Origin of the sequence: Rhodanobacter sp. Root627, from assembly GCF_001427835.1 — a bacterium.
In the GTDB taxonomy this organism is placed as follows: Bacteria; Pseudomonadota; Gammaproteobacteria; order Xanthomonadales; family Rhodanobacteraceae; genus Rhodanobacter; species Rhodanobacter ginsenosidimutans.
The window spans coordinates 376,735-398,009 of the sequence record NZ_LMGW01000002.1 but is presented as its reverse complement, the minus strand read 5'-3'; the positions used below and the strand labels follow the sequence as shown (position 1 = coordinate 398,009).

The following is a 21,275-nucleotide window of genomic DNA, read 5'->3' as shown; positions in this document are numbered from 1 at the left end:
GGTGCAATAATAATACTGCACTCAGTGCAATTATGCAGGCGGGTCGGTGGTATGCCTCAATCGGGCCTTCGCGTCGTCGCCAGTTGTTGACTCCAAGCGTAAGGAATGATGCCTTGACCCATGACGTTGTGATTGCCGGCGCCGGCCCCGTCGGCCTGTTTCTCGCCTGTGAGCTGCGCCTTGCCGGTGTCTCGGTGCTGGTGCTGGAGCGGGCCGAGGATCCGCATTCGTCGTTGAAGCGGCTGCCGTTCGGCATGCGCGGCCTGTGGGCGCCCAGCACCGACGCGCTCTACCGGCGGGGCATGCTGGACGACATCATGATGCCGCAGGCGGCGGGTATCGGCTTTGGCAGCGGTGCGTCGGCCACCGGGCCAGGCTCCGGGCGGCCGCGCCGCCCAGCCGGGCATTTCGCGGGCATCCAGTTCGACTACGACAACATTGATACGTCGAAGTGGCTCTATCGTCTGCCCGGTTCGCCGATCACGAATGTGGCGTCCGACATGGCGCACATCGAGGCCGGCCTCATCGCGCGCGCCAGTGCAATGGGCGTGGAGATCCGGCGCGGGATCGAGGTGGAGGGTTTTGTGTCGTCCGATGACGGCGTGACGGTTCGTGCCGGTGGCGAATCGTTTCGCGCACGCTGGTTGGTCGGTTGCGATGGCGCCCGCAGCACGGTGCGCAAGGCCGGCGGTTTCGAGTTTGCGGGCACCGAGCCCGAGTTCACCGGCTACTCCGTCCAGGTCGAGCTCGCCGATCCGGGCCAGCTCAGTCCGGGTCGCAATTACACCCCGACGGGCATGTATGCGCAGGGGCAGCCCGGCGATATCGCGATGGTCGAATTCGATGGCGGCGCATTCCATCGTAACCAGCCGCTCACGCAGGAGCATGTGCAGGCCGTTTTGCGGCGCGTTGCGGGCGTCGACGTGACCTTGACCGCGTTGAAGGCGGGCACCACCTGGACGGATCGCGCCTGTCAGGCCACGACGTACCGCAACGGACGCGCATTGCTCGCCGGTGACGCCGCGCACATCCATTCCCCACTGGGAGGTCAGGGGCTGAATCTGGGCCTGGGCGATGCGATGAATCTGGGCTGGAAACTGGCTGCGGTCATCCGCGGCGATGCACCGGCCGATCTACTCGACAGCTACGAGCGCGAGCGGCAGCCGGTGGGCGAGCGGGTACTCGACTGGTCGCGCGCGCAGGTCGCCTTGATGCGTCCGACCCGCAATGCGCGCGCGCTCGAGGCGATCATTCGGGACGTCATCGACACGCGCGACGGCGCGACGTATTTCGCGGAGCGCGTGTGGGGCGTTTCCATCCGTTACGACCTCGGCAGCAGCCATCCGCTGGTGGGACGCAGCGCTCCCGATTACGAATTGCTCGATGGCAGGAGGCTCGGCGAGCTCCTTCGGGACGGGAAAGGCCTGCTGCTGGACTTCGCTGCGGATGCGTCGTTGCAGTCGCTGGCGAGCCGGTGGAGCGGGCGGATCACGTATGTCGCCAGCGAGGTCAATGACCGGCTGGGAGTGAATGCCATGCTGGTGCGTCCGGACGGCTTTATCGCCTGGGTCGATGAAGGCCGCTTCGATCGGGATGAAGCCTTTCGGGCCGCATCCCGATGGTTTGGCGAACCCGAGGGCGTGCGCCAGGCCACCTGAAGCGTGTGCTGGCCGATACCTGGCTGCGGACGATCGGGATGATCCGCGCTGATGCACGCGGGCGCCCGCCGCTCCTGATGATGAGCGGCGGGCAGTCGATCAACCTGCCGTCATTTGGCCTTCGGCTGCGGATCGAGGTGCGGCGACGTCGATGGCGCGGGGTGGCCGAGGAAGCCGCTGTCGCTGAGCCAATCCTCGATCTGCCGGGGCGAGTGTTTCAGCGACACCAGATCCGTGCGCTCGCCCAGATTGTAGGCGTGGCCGCCGGCCCGGTAGATATGCAGCTCGGCGGATGCGCCACCCTTGCGATAGGCGTTGAGCAGGTCGATCGGTGGTTGCGAGCAGCACTGGTCGTCATTGGCCGCGGCCAGAAAGATCGGCGGCGAGTCGGGGGTAACGTGTTCGGCGGCGTGCAACGGCCCGGGGAAGATCAGGATCGAAAAGTCCGGACGCGCGCTCAGCTTGTCGATGCTGTCGCCCTTGCCGCGCGCGGCGACGGGCGGGCTCAAGGTCACCATCCGCGCCAGTTCGCCACCGGCGGAGAATCCAATGATGCCCACGCGTTGCGGATCGACATGGAATTGCTTTGCGTGTGCCCGGATGAAGCGCATGCCGCGCTCGGTATCGGCGCGGGCGTCGTCGAGTTTGTACGGAGAACCCTCCTCGCGGAACAGGCGATAGCGCAGCACGAACGCGGCGACGCCGCGCTGATTGAGCCATTCGGCCACCGCCGATCCCTCGCTCGTCGTCACCAGCAAGGTGTGCCCGCCCCCCGGGACGACCAGCACCGCGGTGCCATTCGCCTTGGCTGCGTCGGGCAGGTAGGCGGTGACGCTGGGATTGTTGACGTGCTTGGTCCAGTAGTCCTTGGAGATTTCGGGGATGGAGGCGCGCGCCTCGAAGCCCGGCACGCCGCCCTGCCAGAGCGGGAAGCGCTCCTGCGCGGACGCGGCGCAGGCGAACAAAAGGCACACAGCGAATAGGGCAAGACGTTTCATGCGGATCCCCTGTAGGTGGTCGCGCCACCATCAACCGAGCGCCCAATGCTGTCAAGCGAGCGACATGCAAGCGATTCGTTACGCACGGGAGAACGCATCTTCACGTCGCCGACAGCATTGCCGCCGGATGATGTCGCTTTGGCCACGGAGAAGAGACGATGATCAATACCAAGCTCGGCATTCTCGCCGCCGCCTGCGCGTTCGCGCTGGCCGCATGCAGCGACAAGCAACCCGCGGAGGCGCCACAAGCCGCACCCACCGCTGCGACACCGGCACCGGCACCGACCGAAGCGGCGCCGCAGGATTCAATGCAGGCGATGACCCCCGCCGCATCTGCCGCTCCGGCCACTCCCGCCGCTGATGTGAACGCCGCGGCCAACGGCAAACCGACCGCGCAGATCACGGATTGCTCGACCGAATTCGAAGGCACGGATGCGATGCAATACAGCATCTCGTCGATCGTGGTGCCGGCCTCGTGCACGGACTTCAAGATCACCCTGAAACACACCGGCAAGCTGCCGGTGGCGGCGATGGGCCACGACGTGGTGATCACCAAGACCTCCGACATGGAAGCGGTGGACGCCGATGGCCGCGCTGCCGGTCAGGACAATGGCTACGTGAAAGCCGACGACCCGCGGGTCATTGCCCATACCAAGCTGATCGGTGGCGGCGAAACCACCTCGGTCAGCTTCCCGGTCAGCAAGATCAAGGACGGCGGCCCGTACACGTTCTTCTGCAGCTTCCCGGGACACTCGGCGTTGATGAAGGGTTCGATCAGCGTGCAGTAGGGACGGCGGTGGCCTGTTGCGCGGGATCTGGGCGAGATGTCTGACCGCATGTTCCGCGCAACGGATGGCTAAACGAACGGGCCGCGATCCATCGGATCGCGGCCCGTTCGTTTGTCTTGGGGCGGAGCGACAGATGCTAGCGGCGCCCGTAACGAACGCGCGGCTCGTTCACGCGTTCGCCGGCATCGAACCGGACATGCTCGCGCAACCAGTCGGCGAAGTCGGTTTCGGTCGGGGTGCCTTCGGCGAGGGCGACATAGCACGGATAAAGTTCAAGATCGTCAGCATCGAGGATGCCGCCGTTGAGCATGATGAAGGCCTCGCACACCACGGCAGCCGTGCGCTTGTTGCCATCGACGAAGGGATGGTTGCGGGCCAGGCCGAAGGCGAGACTGGCTGCGAGGTCGACGAGGTCTGGCGGTGGGTCGCCATAGGCATGCTTTTGCTGTGGGTGGGCAAGGGCGGAATCCAGCAGACTTTCGTCGCGCACGCCGACGCTGCCGCCATGCTCGGCCAACTGGCGTTCGTGGATGGCGACGGTGAGTGCCTTTTCGATCCAGACGATCATGTTCATCTGCCTACTGCGCCAGTTTGTGCAGCAGGGTGCGGCGCTTGCGCATAACCTCCTCGGCCACCTCCATCTGTTGTGCCAATTTGGGGTCATAAGTGGTGAGCCGCACGCCATCGGGGGTTTCCAGCGCGAACAGTTCGTCGCCTTTTTCCAGACGCAGACGGGCCAGCAGTTCGCGGGGCAGGATGACGCCGGCGGAGTTGCCGATGGTGGTGATCTTCAGTTTCATGGGCGGCTTCGGACAGGTTATAACGTATGTTATACGCACCCGCAGATTGGAGGCAATGCGTTTGAACCCCGCGCCGAGCGCACTGGCTACCCCTGCATAAACCCGAACATCGTGTCGGCCGGAGGTCAGGTGACCGGCAACGACGGTACTAGGCCGCCACCGGGTCCGGCACGAAATCCGCCATCTGGTCGCGCAAGGCTTTCTGGAAGGCAGGGCGTGCCTCGCAGCGTTCGCTATGCGCTTTCAGCGTGGGAAACTGCGCCAGCAAATCGGTATGGCGCAGGTTGCGCAGCACGGTGACCATCAGCAGATCGGCCGCGGTGTAGCGTGTCTCCAGATATTCGCGTTCGCCCAGCCAGGCGGCGAGTGCGCCGAGTCGTTTCCTGACGGTACCTTCCACTTGTGGGCGGCGTTGTCCGGCCCACGCCTCGTCGCCGTGGAACAGGTCGATGCCCGTCAGTTCCTGCACCGAGGGCTCGATCGAATTGAGCGCGGCGAACAGCCATGTCCGCACCCGAGCGCGGCCGGCGGCGTCAGGCGGCATCAGCACGTCTGACTGCTCGGCGATGTGCAGCACGATGGCGCCGGACTCGAACAGCTTGATGCCGTCCTGTTCGTAGGCGGGCACCTGGCCGAATGGCTGCCAGAGGAGGTACTCCGCGCTGTCCTTTTCCTTGTGGTCGATCAACTCGACGCGGTAAGGCAGGCCGGCTTCTTCGAGCGCCCAGCGCACGCGCAGGTCGCGTACCAGGCCTTGCGCGAAGGCGGGCACCCAGCGATAGGCGGTGACGGTAATCGGGAGCGTGTCGGTGGTCATCTCGTTTCCTCTTTGTGCACGTGGTACTCAGCGGGCGAGTAGGGTTTCCAGCAGTTGCAGCGCAGCGGTCCAGCCGTGGCTGTGGCTGAGGGCGGCATCGTGATCCGGCATGCGTTCATGGGTGAGCACGATCTCGGTGCTGGAGAGGGCTGGATGGAAGTCCACCGTCACCAGCGTCTCGGCGTGGTGCGTGGCGTCGGAAATCCAGGTAAAGACCAGCTTGCGGTTGCGTTCGATCACGCGGTATTCGCCGTGGTGGCGCTTTGGCCCGTCGGGGTAGTGCATCAGCACCTCGAAAGCGCCGCCCACGCGCGCGTCCACCGTGGCCGTGCTGAGCGCGTCGGTGCCGGGCCGCATCCATTGCGCCAGGCTTTCGGGGTCGAGCCAGGCATCGAACAATTCGTCGACGGTGGCGGGAATGGTCCGCTTGACCACGACCTTGCCGCCTTCGTTGGCGACGGGGGTTAGTGTTTGTGTCATTGCTTGCTCCCGTGTTTGTCCGTGTGGCGTTTCTTGACGACGAAGTCTTCCAGTGCAGCCAGTCGGTCGGTCCAGAACTGGCGATAGAACTCAAGCCAGCCGGCGGCTTCCGCCATCGGCCCGGCGTTGAGCGACAACACGTGTTCGCGGCCTTGCACGGTGCGCGTGACCAGCCCGGCGCGTTCGAGCACGCGTATGTGTTTGGAGGTGGAGTTCAGCGAAATCGTGAATGCGCTGGCCAACTCGGTCACGCGCGCGTCCGACTGCGCCAGCCGCGCCAGGATCGCGCGGCGCGTGGCATCGGACATGGCGCCGAACAGCGCATCCAGGTGAGCGGCTTGATATTCATCCATAAGGGTGAATATAGGCGTGTGCCGAGTTCAGGTCAAGCTGTCAGGAGGAAAATTCCTGGTCGGCGGATTTCGTTGCCGACGGGCGGCGCTACTTCTCAATCCGGTAATTGAAGCTGGCGCGGCTGAAGTCGGTGGCGTTCTGCGCCTCGAAACTCCAGCGGTGGCTGAGCCGGTAGCGCAGGGTGATCACCGTGCCCGGCTCGAACAGGCCGACGCCGTAGCTCAGGTACAGCCGCGGCGACAGGTACTTGCCCACAGTGAAGGCCGACTCGCCACCGAGCGCCTCGTTGCTGGACACGCCGATGTCGTCCACGCCGATCTCCGAGCCGATGCGTTTGGCCAGCAGGTTGCCCGCGGCCGAACCCAGCGCCTGGGCGGCGGCGCCCACCATGTCGCCTTCCCCGCCCTTCACGTCGGACAGCGGCTTGCCGGTGATCAGGTACGACAATGCATCGGATTGCTCCATCACCGGGTTGGAGAAAACCGTCAGCACCGGCCGCTGTGCGGTGCCGGCGATATACAGGCCAACCTCCTGGCCCTCGTCGATGGTGGCGTTGGGATTGATTTTGCGCGTGGCGCGGATGTTCAGGCCCGGGTTGTCGATCGGCGTGCTGGCGAACAGCAGCTGGCCGCGCTGGATCTGCAGGTTCTGCCCGTAGGCGCGATAGGTGCCGCTCACCGCGACCTGGCCTTGCCCAGTCGTGGCATGACCGGGTCGCTCGTTGACGGTGAGCAGGCCAGTGACGCGGCCGTCCAGCCCCATTCCGACCACATGCGTGCGCCGACCCAGATCGACCTTGACGTGGGCGGTGATGGGCAACCGGCTGGCCGCCTGTTCTTCGTGCTGCTCGTCCACCACCACGACGTCGGGTGATGCCTTGACGCTGCCGTTGCCGGCCAGCCGGTCGGCATTGATGTCGGCGCTGTCGATCCCCACGCTGCCGCCGATATCCAGCCCCTGGGCGTCCTGCTTCACGACCAGATCCGGCGAGATCACCACCTTGGCCGCGGGAATGTCGGCGGCCGTGACGTCGCTGCCCTTGAGCGTGATGGCGGTAGTCGCGCCGGCGCCGATGCCGGCCACGCCATTGATGGCGACGCTGCCTTTGCCGGATTGCACGCTGCCGTCCAGCCGGAACTGCTGCGCATTGATGGTGTTGATGGCGAGATTGCCATGGCTGAGCTTGAGTCCGACGGCAGGCAATTCGGCGGCGAACTCCGCCAGGTCGGCATGGCCGGTAACGGCCGGTTGCTGCAAGGTGCCGGCGAAATTGAAGCTGCCGTCGAGCTGGCCCTTGGCGTTGGCCACGTCGGTGCTCAGCAATTCGATGAAGGCCAGGTTGCGCAGCCGCAGGTCGAGCTGGCCGGCCAGGTTCTGTTGAGCGCCGCTCAGCGTGAGATGGCCGTCCAGACGCCCATTGTCGTCAAGGTTGCTGTGCAGCTCGATGCGCTGGCTGCCTGGCGCGAGTGTGGCGGCAAGGTGCAGCTGATCGTAGCGGAGCAGGGGCTCTTCGCTGCGATCGGTATACGTGATGGAGCCGCGGGTCGAGCTGATTCCGGCGGTACCGGTGAGTGCACCGGCGGCGCTACGGCGAACCTTGCCTTCGCCCTCCAACGTGCCGTCGGCACGCAATGGCAGGTCGGCGTTGCCGCTGGCGCTCAGCAGCAAGGCCAGCGGCAATGCATGCAGGCGGTAGCTGGCATCCAGGTTGCCGCCCTTGTCGCGGCTGGCGGCCACACACAGGTGCGGATCGCCGGCGGTGAGGCAAAGTTCGGACAGGCTCGCGGCGCCGTTGCGATAGCGCAGCGACGCGGTTTGCTGCAAGCGCCACTCGGGCATGCCCTGCGGGGCAAGGTCGAGCATTTCCAGCGTACCGTCCCAGTTCGCGCCCCTGCTTGAACCATGCAGCGCCAGTCGGCCGGAAAGTTGCGTGCCGCGCGCGTCCAGGGTCAGGCGATGGTTGGTCTGGCTGCCCTCGGCAAGCAGGTGGATCTGCTGGAACGCCAGCCCCTGCAGCCAGGCGCCGGTGGCCTGCACGTCGAGTTTCCCGGCGGGACGGCTGATGTCGGGCACGCCAAGGATCAGTTGCAGCGCGTCGACTTTTTGCTGCTGCCAGGAAAGTGAGCGGCCATGGAGTTGTCCGTTGATGGCGAGTTCGGGCGGCTTGCCGCGTATCGAGAAATGGCCGTCCAGACGTCCGCTGGCATCAGGCAACCAGTCGGACAGCGAGGCGATCGCCAGTTTCAGTTGCGCGTCGTTGCTGGCGCCGGGTTTGGCATCCAGCCGGATCGTGCTGCCGCCGGAGGCCAGGTCGAGGCTGCCGTCCACAACTTCGTTTGGCGACAGGTGCAGCTTGCCGTGGCCGCTGACCGCACGTTGGCGCAGCTTGCCACCCAGCTTGCGGATCTCCAGCGTTGCGTCGGGGCCGTTGTCGGGCAGCGAGCCATGGCTGGCAAGGTCGAAATCCAGCGCGCCATTCCAGCCGGCGAACAACTGCCCGGGGTCGAAGCGATCGGCATTGACCTGGGCCTGCCACGCCAGCGTCGGTTGCAGGGTAAACGTGCCGCTGGCGCGCACGTTGCCTTGCGCCTGCTGCAGCGCCAGCGTGTGCAGCGCCAGTGCCTGGGTGTCGCCATCCAGATCGAGCGACAACGCGGCCAACTTGCCGGGCGGTCCGATCGCGACGTCGCCATCGGCGTGATATTTCGCCATGCTGCCGTGGACGTTGATCGCGCCGTGACTGGCCAGCTCCTGCCCGACCAGATCCTGCGGCAGCAGCAGGTCGCTCCAGCGGACGTCCAGCGCCGCGGCGACCGGTTGCGCGGTCAGCTGTACGGTGCCGGTGGCGGCCAGGTTGCCCTTCAGCCGGGGCGAGCTGAGGTTCAATTGCTGCAGCGTCAAGGTGTCAAACGCGGGGTTGAAGCGGGCGCGCAGCGGCTGCAACAGCAACGGGTAATCGTTGAGGTCGAGTCGACCTTCCAGGGTGCCGCCGTAGCGATCACCCTGGCCTTTCAGCGTGGCGCCCACGGTATCCAGCGAACTGTCACCCAGCAGTACCTGGGGGTTGAAACGCGGCACGTCGAGCGCGGCGGTCCAGGGGTAATCAGCGCTCTGGGTCAGCTCCAGTCGCAGATGCAACGCGCTCGGCCGGGTGAGCGCCAGATCGATGTGGGCGAGCTTGCCATCGCTCTGCGCCTCCAGTTGCCCGGCAAGATCGATGTCGCCCAGCTTCCAGCGAAAGCTGGCCTTGCTGTTGCCGGCGTAGCCGGTGCCGATGGCCAGCGTGCCGCCGAGCTGCACGTGGCCGTTCGGCGCCTGCAGCGCCAGCTGTTTCAGTACCAGCCCATTGTCGGTCCAGCTGCCGGACAGATCGAGCTGATTGGACATGAACACCACCGCGCCGCCCTGGCGGATCGCCATCGAGCCCACGCGTATGCGGTCGAGCACCAGCTGCACAGGCGGTTTCAACGAGAACGGTGTCGTCTCCTGCGACGATGGTGCGCTTTGCGGCAACGCCACCTCGACGCCGTCCGCATCGAGATCGAGCACGTGCACACGGCGGGCCAGCAGCGGCCAGAGGCGAACGCGCAGGTGTGCCTTTTCCACCTTCACCACGGTGCCGTTGCCGTCGTCGTACCGCAGGCCGGCGATATCGATAGGTCCGGCCAGATGGCCGCGGGCTTGCTGCACGGTCAGCGCGCCCTGGGTAAAGCCTTCGGCCCGGTCCAGCGCAAAGCGCAACCCGGCATCGCTGCCAAGCAGCCACCACAGCGCCGCCGCCGCAACCAGCAGCAGGGCGGCGAGCGTGAGGGCGATGCGTTTGAACCACTTCATGTCGTCAATGTGTTCCGCTTGTATTCGTGCGATCGGTGGTGGACATGCGATGCATGCTTTGGCCTTTCCCGGTTGGCGTGGTCACAGATCCGGCCCGATCACCAGGTGCAATTCGATACCGTGGGCATTCGCGTCGTGGATCGGCGTGCCGACGTCGACGCGGATCATGCCCACCGGGCTCAGCCAACGGACGCCCAGGCCTGCGCCGATGCGCGGTCGGTAGTCGGTGCCGGTGAACGCATTGCCCGCGTCGACGAAGGCGGCCATGCCCCATCGACGGGTGAAGTAGTGCTCCATCTCCGTGCTGGCGACCAGCAGGTTGCGCCCGCCAACCACGCGGCCGGCGCCGTTGCGCGGGCCGATCGACTGGAAGCCGTAGCCACGCACGGAGCGGTCGCCACCGGCAAAGAAGCGCAGCTGCGGCGGCAGCGCGGAGAAGTCGCTGGTTCGGGTGATGCCGGCGCTGCCGCGCAGGATCAGCCGGTTGCGGCTGCGTTCGCCGAAGGCGCGAATCCATTTGGCGTCGGCGGTGAACTGGCTGAAGCTGGCATTGGAAAGCAGCGTGCCCACGGTGCTGCGCGCGGCCAGGTTGACCGCCCAGCCGTGCCGCACGAAGGTGGCGTTGTCGGCCTTCTTGCGCGACAGCGACGCCTCGCCGAACACCAGCGTGCTGCGGCCGTGGTCGATGCCGGGGGTGTTGTCCGGCTCGTTGCCGCGCTTGCCCACGGTGAACGTGCCCGACAGCGCATGTACGCCGAGGGTGCGCACCCAGCCGTGCCATTGCCGCGTCTCGTTGCCCACCAGCTCCAGCGTGCGCGATTGCGAGGTGGTGGTATCGGCATCGCGGAAATTGGCGCCGAAGTTGTAGCTGCGCTGGTTGGGGCCGGGCAGGGGAATGGAATACAGGGTGGACAGCGTTTTCAGCCGTTGCGCCACCACCAGTTCGTTCTTCCACTTGTGACCGCGCCGGTTGACCCAGCGACGCTCCATGCCGCCGCGCATGCCGAAGCCCGTGTCGGTGCCGATGAACGGGCCGCCGGTGTAGATCGTGCGCTTGGCCGGCACAAGCTGCACGGTGACATCGACCACGCCGGCGTGGGCTTCGTCCACATCGGGCAGCACGTTGACCACCGAGAAATAATCGGCACCGTTCAACGCCTGTTGCAGTGCCAGCAATTCGTTCTGTTCGAAATAATCGCCGGATTTGAACGGCACGTAGCGGTCCAGAAAGCCTTCGTTGAACTGCGAGCCCTCGAAGCGCACCTTGCCGTAGCGGTAGCGCGGGCCCGCCTGCCAGGCCAGCTTGATCACCGCGCTGCGATCCGCACGGCGCACCTCCACGCGATGGGTGAGCAGGCGTGCGTCGAGGAAACCCTGGGCGGTCAATTCCGCCGAGAGGTCATCGCGCGCGGCGTCGTACACGCCGTGGTTCAGCACCTGGCCCTGCAATCGTTCGATCACGCGCCGCGCGCGGCGGATCGAACCGATGCGCGAAGCGGTGTCATCCAATTGCAGTTCCACCGCCGTGACTTTCACCGGCTCGCCCGGCTTCACGTGCAGCGTCACCAGCCAGTCGTTGCCGCGCGGCAGGAGATCGCTGGTGACGGTGGCATCGTAATAACCGTAAGGCTCCAGCGCGGTGCGCACCTGCTCCGGCGCGCGCTCCACCAGTCGCCGCACCTGCGCATCGCTGACGTCGCGCGTGGCGTACTGCGAAAGATCCACCGCCGCCACCACCGCGTTGCGCAGGGGATCGTTCACGCCATCGACGACCAACTGCACGTTTGCCTGTGCCAGCAGCGGCACCAGCCACAGCGGCAGCAGGAGACTCAGGCGTCGGAACATTCGGCGCATCCGCGATGGCAACCTTCAGGAACGTGAGGGCAGCTTACCGAAGCGCGCGTGGGCGTCGTATGAACCTGGCGCCCATCCGGATACTGGCGATGCCGGATCAACCGGCCTTGTCGCCGGCCTTGTGCGCGATCCACGCGCCAATCACCGCCGAGAAGTACGGGATCGACTGCGCGCTGAGGATGAAGATCCACAACGTGCCCTCGATGTAGCGCGTGCCGAAGCCCGTGGCCATGCCGATCACGCACAGCACCAGCGCGATCGCCATCAGCAGTTCCTCGCGTACCGGTGCGAACGCGGCGAAGCCCGATTCACCCAGCCGGCGGCTCTTGGCGGTCACCACGAACGATGTCTTCTCGCGCGTCAGTCCGTGCAGGATGCCGCGGGCGATCGCATGCGAGAGCCCCATGCTGGCCAGCGACGCCATCAAGGTGTCGTACCAGCCGCACGGCACGCGGGCGCGGTACAGCACGATGCCGAAGATCGCCTTGGCGAAGAAGAAACCGATCACCGGGATCAGGAACAGCTGCATCGGCAGGCTGAACAACTGCGGGAACGCCACCATGCCGGCGGTCCAGAAAATCGCCATCAGGGTGAAGATCAGGTGCAGCGCATCGGCAAACCAGCTGAACCAGCCGGTGAGGAAGTGGAAGCGCTGGCCGGCCGTGAGCGGGCCGCGTTGGGTCATCCAGTTCCAGCGACCCTTGAGGATCTGCATGGCGCCGAACGCCCAGCGATAGCGCTGGCTCTTGTACGCCTTGAAGTCGGCCGGGGTCAGGCCCTTGCCCATCAATTCGTCGACGTAAACCAGCTCGTAGCCGGCGTGCATCAGGCGCAGGCCCAGCTCGGCGTCTTCGCAGATGGTCCACTCCGACCAGCCGCCGGTGCCTTCCAGCGCGTTGCGCCGGACCATCGTCATGGTGCCATGCTGGATGATCGCGTTGCGCTCGTTGCGATGATGCATGCCGATGCGGAAGAAGCCGTCGTATTCCCACGCGGTCATGCGGCGGAAGGTGTTGTTCTCGAACTCGCGGTGCGCCTGCGGGCACTGCACCACCGCCACCTTCGGGTCATGGAAATAACCGGTGAGCGTGGCCAGCCAGTCGGGGCGCACTTCGTAGTCGGCGTCGATCACCGCCACCACGTCGGCGGCCGGGTCGGTTTCCTTCAGGCCGAAGTTCAGCGCGCCGGCCTTGTAACCGGGCCACGGCTCCAGGTGGAAGAAGCGGAAGCGCTTGCCCAGCTTCTCGCAGTACGCCTGCACCGGTTTCCATACGTCCGGGTTCTTGGTGTTGTTGTCGATCACCAGCACTTCGAAGTTGGCGTAATCCAGCGCGGCCAGCGAATCGAGGGTGACGATCACCATCTCCGGCGGCTCGTTGTAGCAGGCCAGGTGGATCGACACGAACGGCTGCCTTTCCGGCGGGTCGGGCCGCAGCATGCCGGCATGGCGCATCCACTTCCGTCGCCACAGCACCTCGGTGAACTCGAAGCCGTTGATCAGCAGGATCGCCAGGATCGCGATCTGCGCCGGGAACAACAGCACCAGCATGGTCCAGTCGACCCAACTGAGATAGAAGTTGAATGGCAGCGTGGCCGACCAGGTGATCAAGCCGCAGGCGAGCTGGATCAGCATGCAGAAGAACAGCCGCCCCATCAGCTTGAAGCGGCTGAAGCGGCGCGCGAACAGGATCATCGGCAGCAGCGCCAGCAGGCTGGCGGCCAGCGCCTTCCACGGCCAGGCGGTGTCCTCGGTGACCGGGCCGGTGAACGGGAATTTCAGCTGCCGGTCGGCATTGAACATGCCCCAGTACGCGCCGGTGCGGCCTTCGCCCAGGCCTTCCTTCCACGGCTGGTCGAACGCTTCCATCACGTAGTAGTCGATGTGCTGCTCGCGCGCCGCGTTGAACCACTGGCGCAGGAAGATCGCCTCGTTCGACACCGACGGCGTGGCGTACTGGAAACGGTCGCCGTTGGACGGCCAGCCGATTTCGCCCACCACCACCGGCTTGTTCGGATACAGCTGGCGCAGATGGTTGTAGCGCGACAGCGCGTCGGCCAGCGCATCCTTGCGGTCGATGCCGTTCCAGTAGGGGAACAGGTGCACGGTGATGAAGTCGACGTGCTGCACCAGTTCGGGATATTCCTCCCAGATGTGCCACGGCTCGGCGGTCGACACTGGCTGATGCAGCGCGGCGCGCACGCGATCGAGATAGGTCATCAGTTGCTCGGGGCTGATGTCGTTGCGCAACAGCACCTCGTTGCCCACGATCACCCGGTTGACCGTGCCCGGGTAGTGCCGGGCCTGGGCGATCAGGGTTTCGATTTCCTTCTCGTTGTTGTCCAGCCGCCGGTCGATCCAGGCACCGGCCATCACCTTCAGCCCCTCGCGCTCGGCCAGCCGCGGCACCTGCGGGTTCTGCAGCATCGAGTAGGTGCGTACGCGCGAGGTGTACTTGCTGACCAGCTTGAGGTCGCTGTCGATCTCCTCATCGCTGGGGAAATCGCTCTTCAGCGGGCTCTGGTAGCGCTGGAAGGCCGACAGCGCGAAGCCGCCGATCTTGCCATGCCAATCCTCCGGCCCGTGCGGCAGGTTGCCACACCACCACAGCCCGATATTCATTGACGCCACGATCAGCGCCAGCACCACGGCGGAGAGCAACGGAAACCGGCTGTGCTGCTTTGCTGCGTTGGCGCTCAAAGAGAAACCCCGGGGAAAGCCTGCGCAACAGGCGATAAAGCCCACGGAGCTTAACCAATGGATGGCATCGGGCTCAATAAAGATCGTCGATGGTGGTCAGCGGCAGGTCAGGCGATGGCGCTTTTCCCGCCGGTCGAGATCGTCGCAGCTCCACTTTCGGCAGTGACCATGGCGGCAAGGCTACTGTTGCGGAATCGCCACGTGGACGCGCAGGCCGCTGCCATAGGGCGAGTCGAGCAATTCGATGGTGGCGCCGTGCAACTGGGCGGCGCGCTGCACGATCGACAGGCCCAGTCCGAAGCCGTCGCCGTGGCTGCCGGCTTCGCGATGGAAGCGGGCGAACACGCTGGCGCGGCGTTCGGCCGGGATGCCGGGGCCATCGTCGATGACGTCGATCAGCGCCATGCCCTGGCCCTGCTCGATCGCCAGTTGCACCTGGCCACCGCGCGGAACGTGGCGCAGCGCGTTCTCGACCAGGTTGCGCAGCAGCGCCGTGAGCGCGGCCTCGTAGCCTTGCACGGGCACCTGCGGGGTCAGCCGCGCAAAGCTGAGATCCACGCCGCTGTCGGCGATCACGGCCGACAGCTCCTCGATCACGTCCATCGCCACGGCGACCAGGTCGACGTTGTTGCGCTGGCCCGATGCCGCGCCGGCTTCCAGTCGGGCCAGCGCCAGCAGCTGTTCGATTCGCCGCGCCAGCCGCGCGAGACCGTGCTGGGCGCTGCCCAGGCCGGTTTTGAGTTCCGCCGGATCGGTGGCGATCATGGCGCTTTCGAGGTTGATCATGGCACTGGCCAGCGGCGTGCGCAGTTCATGCGCCACGTCGGCGCTGAAACGGCGTTCGCGTTCCAGCGCATCCTCCAGCCGCGCCAGTTGCCCGTTCAGCGCGGTGAGTACGGGCTGCAATTCCTGCGGCGCGGCGGGCAGGCGGACCGGTGCATGGCTGCCCGGTTCCCGGGTCGAGAGTTCACGGGTCAGGGTTTCCAGTGGGCGCAGCCCGCGTTTTACCGCCCAACCCACCAACCAGGCCAGCAAGGGCAGGCCGATCAGCAGCGGCAGGCTGTGCTCCAGCCATACCGCATGCATGATGTCGTTGCGGCTGTCGTAGCGCTCGCCGGTGCGGATCACCACGTTGTCGACGTCGTCGCGCAGGGTGAATATGCGCCATCGATAGCTGCCCTGGCGCACGTCACGGAAATCGGCGTCGGTATCGTTCGGTGGTGGCAGGGTCGCGATGTTCGTGGTGGCCAGCACGGTGCGGCCGGCATGATCGAATACCTGGAAGCCCACTTCGGATTCGTAGGTTCGGTGTTGCCGGGGCTGTTGGGCCTGGCTGACCTCGATCGGCACCAGCATGCCGGCGGCATCGCGGCCCTGCAGCGCGGACAGGCCGGCGTGTTCGATCAGCACCTGCAGGGTACGTGCCGATTGCGCCAGCCGGCCGTCGGAAAGCTCGTCCACCTCGGTGATTGTGCGCTGGAAGCTGAATACGCCCAGCGGCAACAGCACGGCCAGCAACACGAGGATGATCAACAGCCGCAGTCGGCCGTGCAGGCTCGCGGCTTTTCGTGGGCTGGTCGATGTCATTTGGGTTCGCGCGGAATCATGTAACCGAAGCCGCGTACGGTCTGGATGGTGTCGAAGCTGAGCTTGCGACGCAGCGTGTGCACCAGGACTTCCAGCGCGCTGCTGCCGACGATGTTGTCCAGCCCGTACAGCGAATTCTCCAGGCTCTCGCGGCGCACCAGCCGTCCGGCGCGCTCCATCAGGATCTGCAGCAGGGCGAATTCGCGTTTGGTCAGTTCCACCCTTTCGCCACGAAAGCTCACCTCGGACGTGCCGAGGTCGAGGCTCAGCGCGCCGGCCTCGATGCGGTTTGCCGCCAGCCCTTGCGCGCGCCGGGTCAACGAGCGGATGCGTGCCGCCAACTCGTCCAGGTGGAACGGTTTGACCAGGTAATCGTCGGCACCGGCATCGAGGCCGGCAACCCGGTCATCCAGCCTGTCGCGCGCCGTCATCACCATCACCGGCGTGGTGACGTGGCTGCGGCGCGCTTCGGTCAGTACCTCCATGCCGTCCTTGCCGGGCAGGCCAAGGTCCAGCAATACCAGGTCGGCGGTCTGGTCGCGCAGCGCGCTCAGCGCCTCGCGGCCGTCACGCAGCCAGGTGACGGTATAGGCCAGACGTTCCAGCGCCCGCGCAATGGCGGTGCCGAGCTGGGTATCGTCTTCCACCAGAATGATGTGCACGGTGTTCCCTTCGAGGTCAGGTCCGCGAACCGATCCGCGGCAAGCATGACATGTCGCCGGATTATCCCGGGCTTCGCTTACGAAGGGCTTAAAAGTGCGCGGAGCGAGCCTGCGCCTGGGGTTTGTTCAATATTGCCTAACGCGTTGTCTGTCGGATTGGCCGTGCGTTCGCCCGCGTCCAGGTGTCGCCATTGATGGAGCGGCGCGGCTGTGCCGTGCTGCTCTAAATCACGTCGATGAAGCTGTTGATCGACAGTCGTCCCAATACCGGATCGGGTGGTGGAATGTCGTGATTCTCGATGCATGCCGAGTGCAGCGAATTGCGCCGGTAGACCAGCATGCGGTTGAACACGGCATCGGCCTTGGCGGTCTGCTCGAACAGCGCGGTGTCGCCATTGATATAGCCGGGAGCCGGGGCGTCGGCGCCCTGACTTTCCGTTTCAAGCTGACGGAAATAGGTTTCCTTGCGCGCATCGTCGATGGACTCGAAACCGGTCTGGCGGTGGCGGTAGAACGCGGTGCCACCCCAATGGCCGTGAAACAGGTAATGCACGGTTGCCAATCCGTCGCTGCCGGTCGAATCGATATGCGGTACCCGTTGCAGGAACTTCAGTTCCTGCGGAGGCGTGGCCACCAGCGAGTAATGGCACATCGAGAATTTGAAGCGCCCGGGCTGCATCCCGAAATGCTCGGGCAACAGCGGATTGAGCACCGACTCGAGAAAAGGCGAATACATGGCCGGAGCCCGCGTACGCGGGCCCGGAAAGTAGTTGCTCCGGAGATCGAAGGGACGCCGCGCGGCCTTGCGGACCAGACGTTCGGGGTCAGCGACAAGATGGTCGATGACCAGCAGGACCGCACCTTCGTTGCCGAAGGTGCGTTTCTCGATGCGCATGTTGGCATGGCGTTCGATCAGCATGATGAAGGTCCCGGAGTTTGTGAAAAAAGCCACTTTCCGTGGCTTTTTTCCATGGCGCGTCGGTGCGTGCCCGAACGCGTTCACGCGATTTCGTTACTTGCGCGATCCATCCGCGCTCGAGCATCGGGCAACTGCTCCATGCGTTGCCTCAACTCGGGCATCGGGCAACTGTTCCATGCGTTGCCTCAACTCGGGCATCCATGCCCTCGCCATGCCCTCGCCATACCCCCGCCATGCCCTTGCGTTGCCGTGGCCGCGGGTTGAGCGGTTGAAAAAACCAGCCTCTCAGCCCAACCGGTGCATGTCCCAGATACCATCCGGCGACTTGCAGTAGCGATCGATGAACTCCTGCTGCAAGGGCAGCAGAGGCAGCGTGCGATCGATCGGCCCGCGGATACTGTCGAGCAGGCGGCGCAGGTCGGCGTCGGATATCTCTCGCGTTACCGGGTGATGCTGGTTCGGCATGATTTCCTGGCCCAGCAAGACGTGCATCCACGAGGTGGTTGCGAACAGTTCTCCCTGATCCTTCCAGACATGCGCGCGGTCACGCCAGGCATCGATGCGGATCTGGAGGGAATCCGGCAAGGTCATCTCGCGGCAGTCCTTCCACATCTTTTCTTCGCGCTGGTTGGCGTGATAGTGCAGGGTGATGAAGTCGCGCACATGTTCCAGTTCGCCACGGCAAACGTCGTTGTAACGCTTGACCAGCGAATCCGGGATACCTTCGGACGGGAACAGCTCAACCAGCAGCATCACCGCGCTCATCGCCAGGTGGATGCTCGTCGATTCCAGCGGCTCGATGAAGCCGCTGGCCAGGCCCAACGCCACCACGTTCTTGTTCCAGGCCTTGAGCCGGCGGCCGGTGCGGAACTTCACCTGCCACGGATCCCTGACCGGCTCGGCACCGACATCGTGCAGCAACTTGGCGCGCGCCTCGTCGTCGGACATGTAACGGCTGTCGTATACCAGCCCGCAACCAACGCGATGCTGCACCGGGATGTGCCAGCGCCAGCCCGCTTCATGGGCGATGGCGCGCGTATACGGCACCGGCGACGGATCGACCGACTGGGTCTGCACCGCAATCGCGCGGTCGCAGGGCAGCCAGTGGTTCCAGTCCTCGTAACCGGTTTTCAGCGTCTGTTCGATCAACAGGCCGCGGAAGCCGGTGCAATCGATGAACAGGTCACCTTCAATCACCTGGCCATCGTCCAGCACCAGCGCCTCGACGTAGCCGCTATCGGGATTCTGGCGCACTTCCTTGATCATGCCCTCGATCCGGTTGATCCCGTAACGCTCGAATTTCTTGCGCAGGAAATCGACGTAGAGCGCAGCATCCATGTGGTACGCGTAGTTGATCTCCGGGTTTTCGGTCAGCGCGAACTTGTCCTCCAGCGCAGCCATCGCTTCCAGGCTGAAATTGCCCAGATCCGACTTCATGCCACGGCGCACGCTCTCCAGCCAGTACTGCTGGAACCCGGCGACCAGTGTTCCCTTGCCCGTGTTGCCGAAGGGATGGATGTAGCGATGGCCTGGCCGGACGAAGTTTTCGAACGAGATGGCCAGCTTGAACGTGCCGGCTACCGCGCGCAGGAATTCCTGCTCGTCGATGTTCATGAACCGGTGGAAGTTGCGAACCGGTGGCACGGTGGCTTCGCCCACACCGACGGTGGCGATCTTGGACGATTCCACCAGCGTCAGCTCGATCTGGTCCTTCAGCTGATACGCCAGCGCGCTTGCCGCGATCCATCCCGCCGTGCCGCCACCGGCAATAACCACCTTGCGAATTCTGTTGTTGCCCACGTCTACCCCTCCCCATTTGGTCGTACTGCATTTTCCCCCGCTTTTGCAGGGATCCGTATTACTTGGGACGTTTTGCCGCGCCCGCTCTAGGGCGGTTTGAAGCGTCCGTCAACATCGATGGCGTTCATCGGTTGAGCCGGTCGATCAGCATGGCGCGCAGCCGCCGGATACTGGTTTCGTCGAGCGGCCCCAGCGCGCCGCGTGCGCCTTCGGGCAGGTGCTCGCCGGCACGCTCGGACGGTCCGAAAACGTAATAATCGAAGACCTCGCGCCAGGCGCGTTTCTCCTCCTCAGGACGGTCGCGGATGGCCCACAGCGCGTGGTAAAGCGCGTGCATGGGTGTCGGCACATAGTGGGGCACGCTGCTCCACCAGTAGTTCACCAGCACGTTGAATGGCTCGAGCCCTTCAACATGGTGCCACCACATGTTCGGAATGAATATGGCGTCACCCGGCTCCAGCTCGACGCGTTGCGCCGAGGCAAGGGCTTCACGAAAACGCGGATACTTCCCGAAATCGGGCGCGGCAAAATCGACGACGCTGACCGCCTGGCCCCCCGGGGTCGGTTCCAGCGGCCCGGGATACAGGTTCTTGATCTGCTCCGGCGGGAACAGCGTGAATCGACGGCGCCCTACGGCGTTGCAGGCGATATTGTTCATCGCGTCGTAGTGTGCCGAGGCGATGGTGCGGTTGCCGATCCAGATGCGCGGCGGAGCATCGATACCGCTGGCCGCGAAATTCAGATCGTCGGTATCGCGCAGGCCCGGCAGCAAGGCGTCGACCGGCGCCGAGGCCATGTACCAGGTAGGCGGCTGCGGGTCATCGAGATGTGCGCCGATCTCGTCAATGAGTTCGGTAAGCGTACCGCGCATCACCTGGCAGTTGATGGCGGTGAAGTCGTCGTTGTAGAACACGCGCCCGGCGATATCGGGCGCGCCGTAGGAGTATTGGATTGGCCGCTGATTGTAAAAACGGGCCAGGCAGGCCATGACGTCGCTCGTCGAGCGCTGTCCCGCCTGGGTCAGCTGCCAATCACGCACCAGTCCGCGCAGTACAACGGGTTGTCCTGCTTCGAGCAATTCGTCGACGGGAAGCGCGTCGGCGCGAACATCCGATCGCTCGCGGACGCTGGCAACTGGTTCCCTCATGGCAATCAACCCGCGTTGGCGGCGACTGTCTCCTGGCTCAGGCGGCGCTGCTTTTCAGCCATCAGCCGGCGCATGTTGTGCATCGAGGCCAACACCAGGTAGGCGCCCTCGAGATAACCCGAGCGATGCAGTGAATGCAGCGATTCCGCGTCCAGGGCGGCCAGTCGTTCGCGGTCGATGCCGAGCAGGCCAGTGACGTTGGCGCCGTGCTCGTTGTCGAACTTGATATCAAGCGTGAGGGGCTGGATCAGATCAAGGGAATCGAAGGCCGCGTACATGGCCTTGCCGCCTTCCACGCCGTCTCGAATGCCGCGCAGCATGCTGGTGACGTGTTCGAGGTACGGGCTGTTGCCACCCTGGGGAAGAAACACCGCTTCGCCTTCTTCGAAGTTGACGCGCGGGTGGTCCAGATCAACGCTGATCACAGCTTCGCGGCGCAATTCGCCGTCGATGTTCTGCTCCTGAAAACCAATCAGGAAAGGACCCCGTGCAATGTGAGCGGGCAAATAGGTCGCTTTCCACTGTTCACCGTCGAGAAAAAGATTCTCGTTGACGCCGAAACCAAGAAGCACCACCGACTGGTATTCACCGTCCTCGTTCTTGCGGAAGAAGATCGGATATTCGCGCACCAGCTCGGCATATTCAGTGGGGTAGGCCGGCACCATGCCGATGTCATCCCCGTAGGACGCCCCAAAGCGGGTGGCAACGCGCAAACCCTTGTGCGCCACATTGTTGAGCATTTCGTAACGTGCCATTCGGCTCCCCCAAGGAATTGCTTTTGCACACTTATTTTGAATCGTTGTCAGCATTTGATCTTACCGCAGGCGGCACAAAAAAAGGGGCCACTGCAAGCAGTGGCCCCCGTTTTTTACCCTACTG

Annotated in this window: 17 protein-coding genes; 2 read left to right on the top strand and 15 right to left on the bottom strand. The window is 64.8% G+C overall.

Features of this window, described 5'->3' with window-relative positions; all coding sequences use genetic code 11:
• The first annotated feature begins 128 nt into the window (after window positions 1–128).
• Complete coding sequence (locus ASD68_RS09135) at window positions 129–1,658, top strand: FAD-dependent monooxygenase (protein WP_200945362.1); 1,530 nt, start codon at window positions 129–131, stop codon at window positions 1,656–1,658.
• A 110-nt stretch (window positions 1,659–1,768) separates the two neighbouring features.
• On the opposite strand, the gene ASD68_RS09130 is transcribed toward ASD68_RS09135, so the two are convergent.
• Window positions 1,769–2,656, bottom strand: a complete 888-nt coding sequence (locus tag ASD68_RS09130; protein ID WP_056605938.1) for an alpha/beta hydrolase — start codon at window positions 2,654–2,656, stop codon at window positions 1,769–1,771.
• A 158-nt stretch (window positions 2,657–2,814) separates the two neighbouring features.
• Here ASD68_RS09130 and azu point away from each other — a divergent pair, with 158 nt between their 5' ends.
• Window positions 2,815–3,444 carry an azurin gene (gene azu / locus ASD68_RS09125; protein WP_056081969.1) on the top strand — a complete coding sequence of 210 codons (630 nt, stop codon included), beginning with the start codon at window positions 2,815–2,817 and terminating at the stop codon, window positions 3,442–3,444.
• A gap of 136 nt (window positions 3,445–3,580) precedes the next feature.
• On the opposite strand, the gene ASD68_RS09120 is transcribed toward azu, so the two are convergent.
• From ASD68_RS09120 to ASD68_RS09055, 14 genes are all read right to left on the bottom strand, one after another.
• Window positions 3,581–4,012, bottom strand: coding sequence for a type II toxin-antitoxin system death-on-curing family toxin (locus ASD68_RS09120; protein WP_056607431.1), 432 nt, complete (start codon window positions 4,010–4,012; stop codon window positions 3,581–3,583).
• Between the two features lie 10 nt (window positions 4,013–4,022).
• The gene (locus ASD68_RS09115; RefSeq protein ID WP_056605936.1) at window positions 4,023–4,244 is read right to left on the bottom strand and encodes an AbrB/MazE/SpoVT family DNA-binding domain-containing protein; all 222 of its coding nucleotides are present in this window, start codon (window positions 4,242–4,244) and stop codon (window positions 4,023–4,025) included.
• Between the two features lie 148 nt (window positions 4,245–4,392).
• Window positions 4,393–5,061, bottom strand: a complete 669-nt coding sequence (locus tag ASD68_RS09110; protein ID WP_056605934.1) for a glutathione S-transferase family protein — start codon at window positions 5,059–5,061, stop codon at window positions 4,393–4,395.
• Between the two features lie 27 nt (window positions 5,062–5,088).
• The gene (locus ASD68_RS09105) at window positions 5,089–5,541 is read right to left on the bottom strand and encodes an SRPBCC domain-containing protein (protein ID WP_056081961.1); all 453 of its coding nucleotides are present in this window, start codon (window positions 5,539–5,541) and stop codon (window positions 5,089–5,091) included.
• The gene (locus tag ASD68_RS09100; RefSeq protein WP_056605931.1) at window positions 5,538–5,894 is read right to left on the bottom strand and encodes a metalloregulator ArsR/SmtB family transcription factor; all 357 of its coding nucleotides are present in this window, start codon (window positions 5,892–5,894) and stop codon (window positions 5,538–5,540) included. The genes ASD68_RS09105 and ASD68_RS09100 overlap by 4 nt, the downstream gene beginning before the upstream one ends.
• An 88-nt stretch (window positions 5,895–5,982) precedes the next feature.
• On the bottom strand, window positions 5,983–9,729 hold the full coding sequence (locus ASD68_RS09095) for a translocation/assembly module TamB domain-containing protein (protein WP_056605929.1): 3,747 nt from the start codon (window positions 9,727–9,729) through the stop codon (window positions 5,983–5,985).
• 81 nt (window positions 9,730–9,810) lie between these two features.
• On the bottom strand, window positions 9,811–11,583 hold the full coding sequence (locus ASD68_RS09090; RefSeq protein ID WP_056605927.1) for an autotransporter assembly complex family protein: 1,773 nt from the start codon (window positions 11,581–11,583) through the stop codon (window positions 9,811–9,813).
• Window positions 11,584–11,680: 97 nt separating this feature from the next.
• Window positions 11,681–14,281, bottom strand: a complete 2,601-nt coding sequence (locus ASD68_RS09085; RefSeq protein WP_056605926.1) for a glycosyltransferase family 2 protein — start codon at window positions 14,279–14,281, stop codon at window positions 11,681–11,683.
• Between the two features lie 180 nt (window positions 14,282–14,461).
• On the bottom strand, window positions 14,462–15,868 hold the full coding sequence (locus tag ASD68_RS09080; RefSeq protein ID WP_056605925.1) for an ATP-binding protein: 1,407 nt from the start codon (window positions 15,866–15,868) through the stop codon (window positions 14,462–14,464).
• Window positions 15,865–16,530: a response regulator gene (locus ASD68_RS09075; RefSeq protein WP_056081941.1), complete on the bottom strand. Its 666-nt coding sequence runs from the start codon at window positions 16,528–16,530 to the stop codon at window positions 15,865–15,867. The genes ASD68_RS09080 and ASD68_RS09075 overlap by 4 nt, the downstream gene beginning before the upstream one ends.
• Window positions 16,531–16,753: 223 nt before the next feature.
• On the bottom strand, window positions 16,754–17,449 hold the full coding sequence (locus ASD68_RS09070; RefSeq protein WP_056081937.1) for a DUF6445 family protein: 696 nt from the start codon (window positions 17,447–17,449) through the stop codon (window positions 16,754–16,756).
• Window positions 17,450–17,734: 285 nt separating this feature from the next.
• Window positions 17,735–19,249, bottom strand: a complete 1,515-nt coding sequence (locus ASD68_RS09065) for a tryptophan halogenase family protein (RefSeq protein ID WP_056081935.1) — start codon at window positions 19,247–19,249, stop codon at window positions 17,735–17,737.
• Between the two features lie 124 nt (window positions 19,250–19,373).
• Window positions 19,374–20,396 carry a cupin-like domain-containing protein gene (locus ASD68_RS09060; RefSeq protein WP_056605920.1) on the bottom strand — a complete coding sequence of 341 codons (1,023 nt, stop codon included), beginning with the start codon at window positions 20,394–20,396 and terminating at the stop codon, window positions 19,374–19,376.
• Window positions 20,397–20,401: 5 nt separating this feature from the next.
• A complete protein-coding gene (locus ASD68_RS09055; protein ID WP_056605918.1) occupies window positions 20,402–21,151 on the bottom strand; it encodes a SapC family protein in 750 nt (249 codons plus the stop codon).
• Window positions 21,152–21,275: the final 124 nt, after the last annotated feature.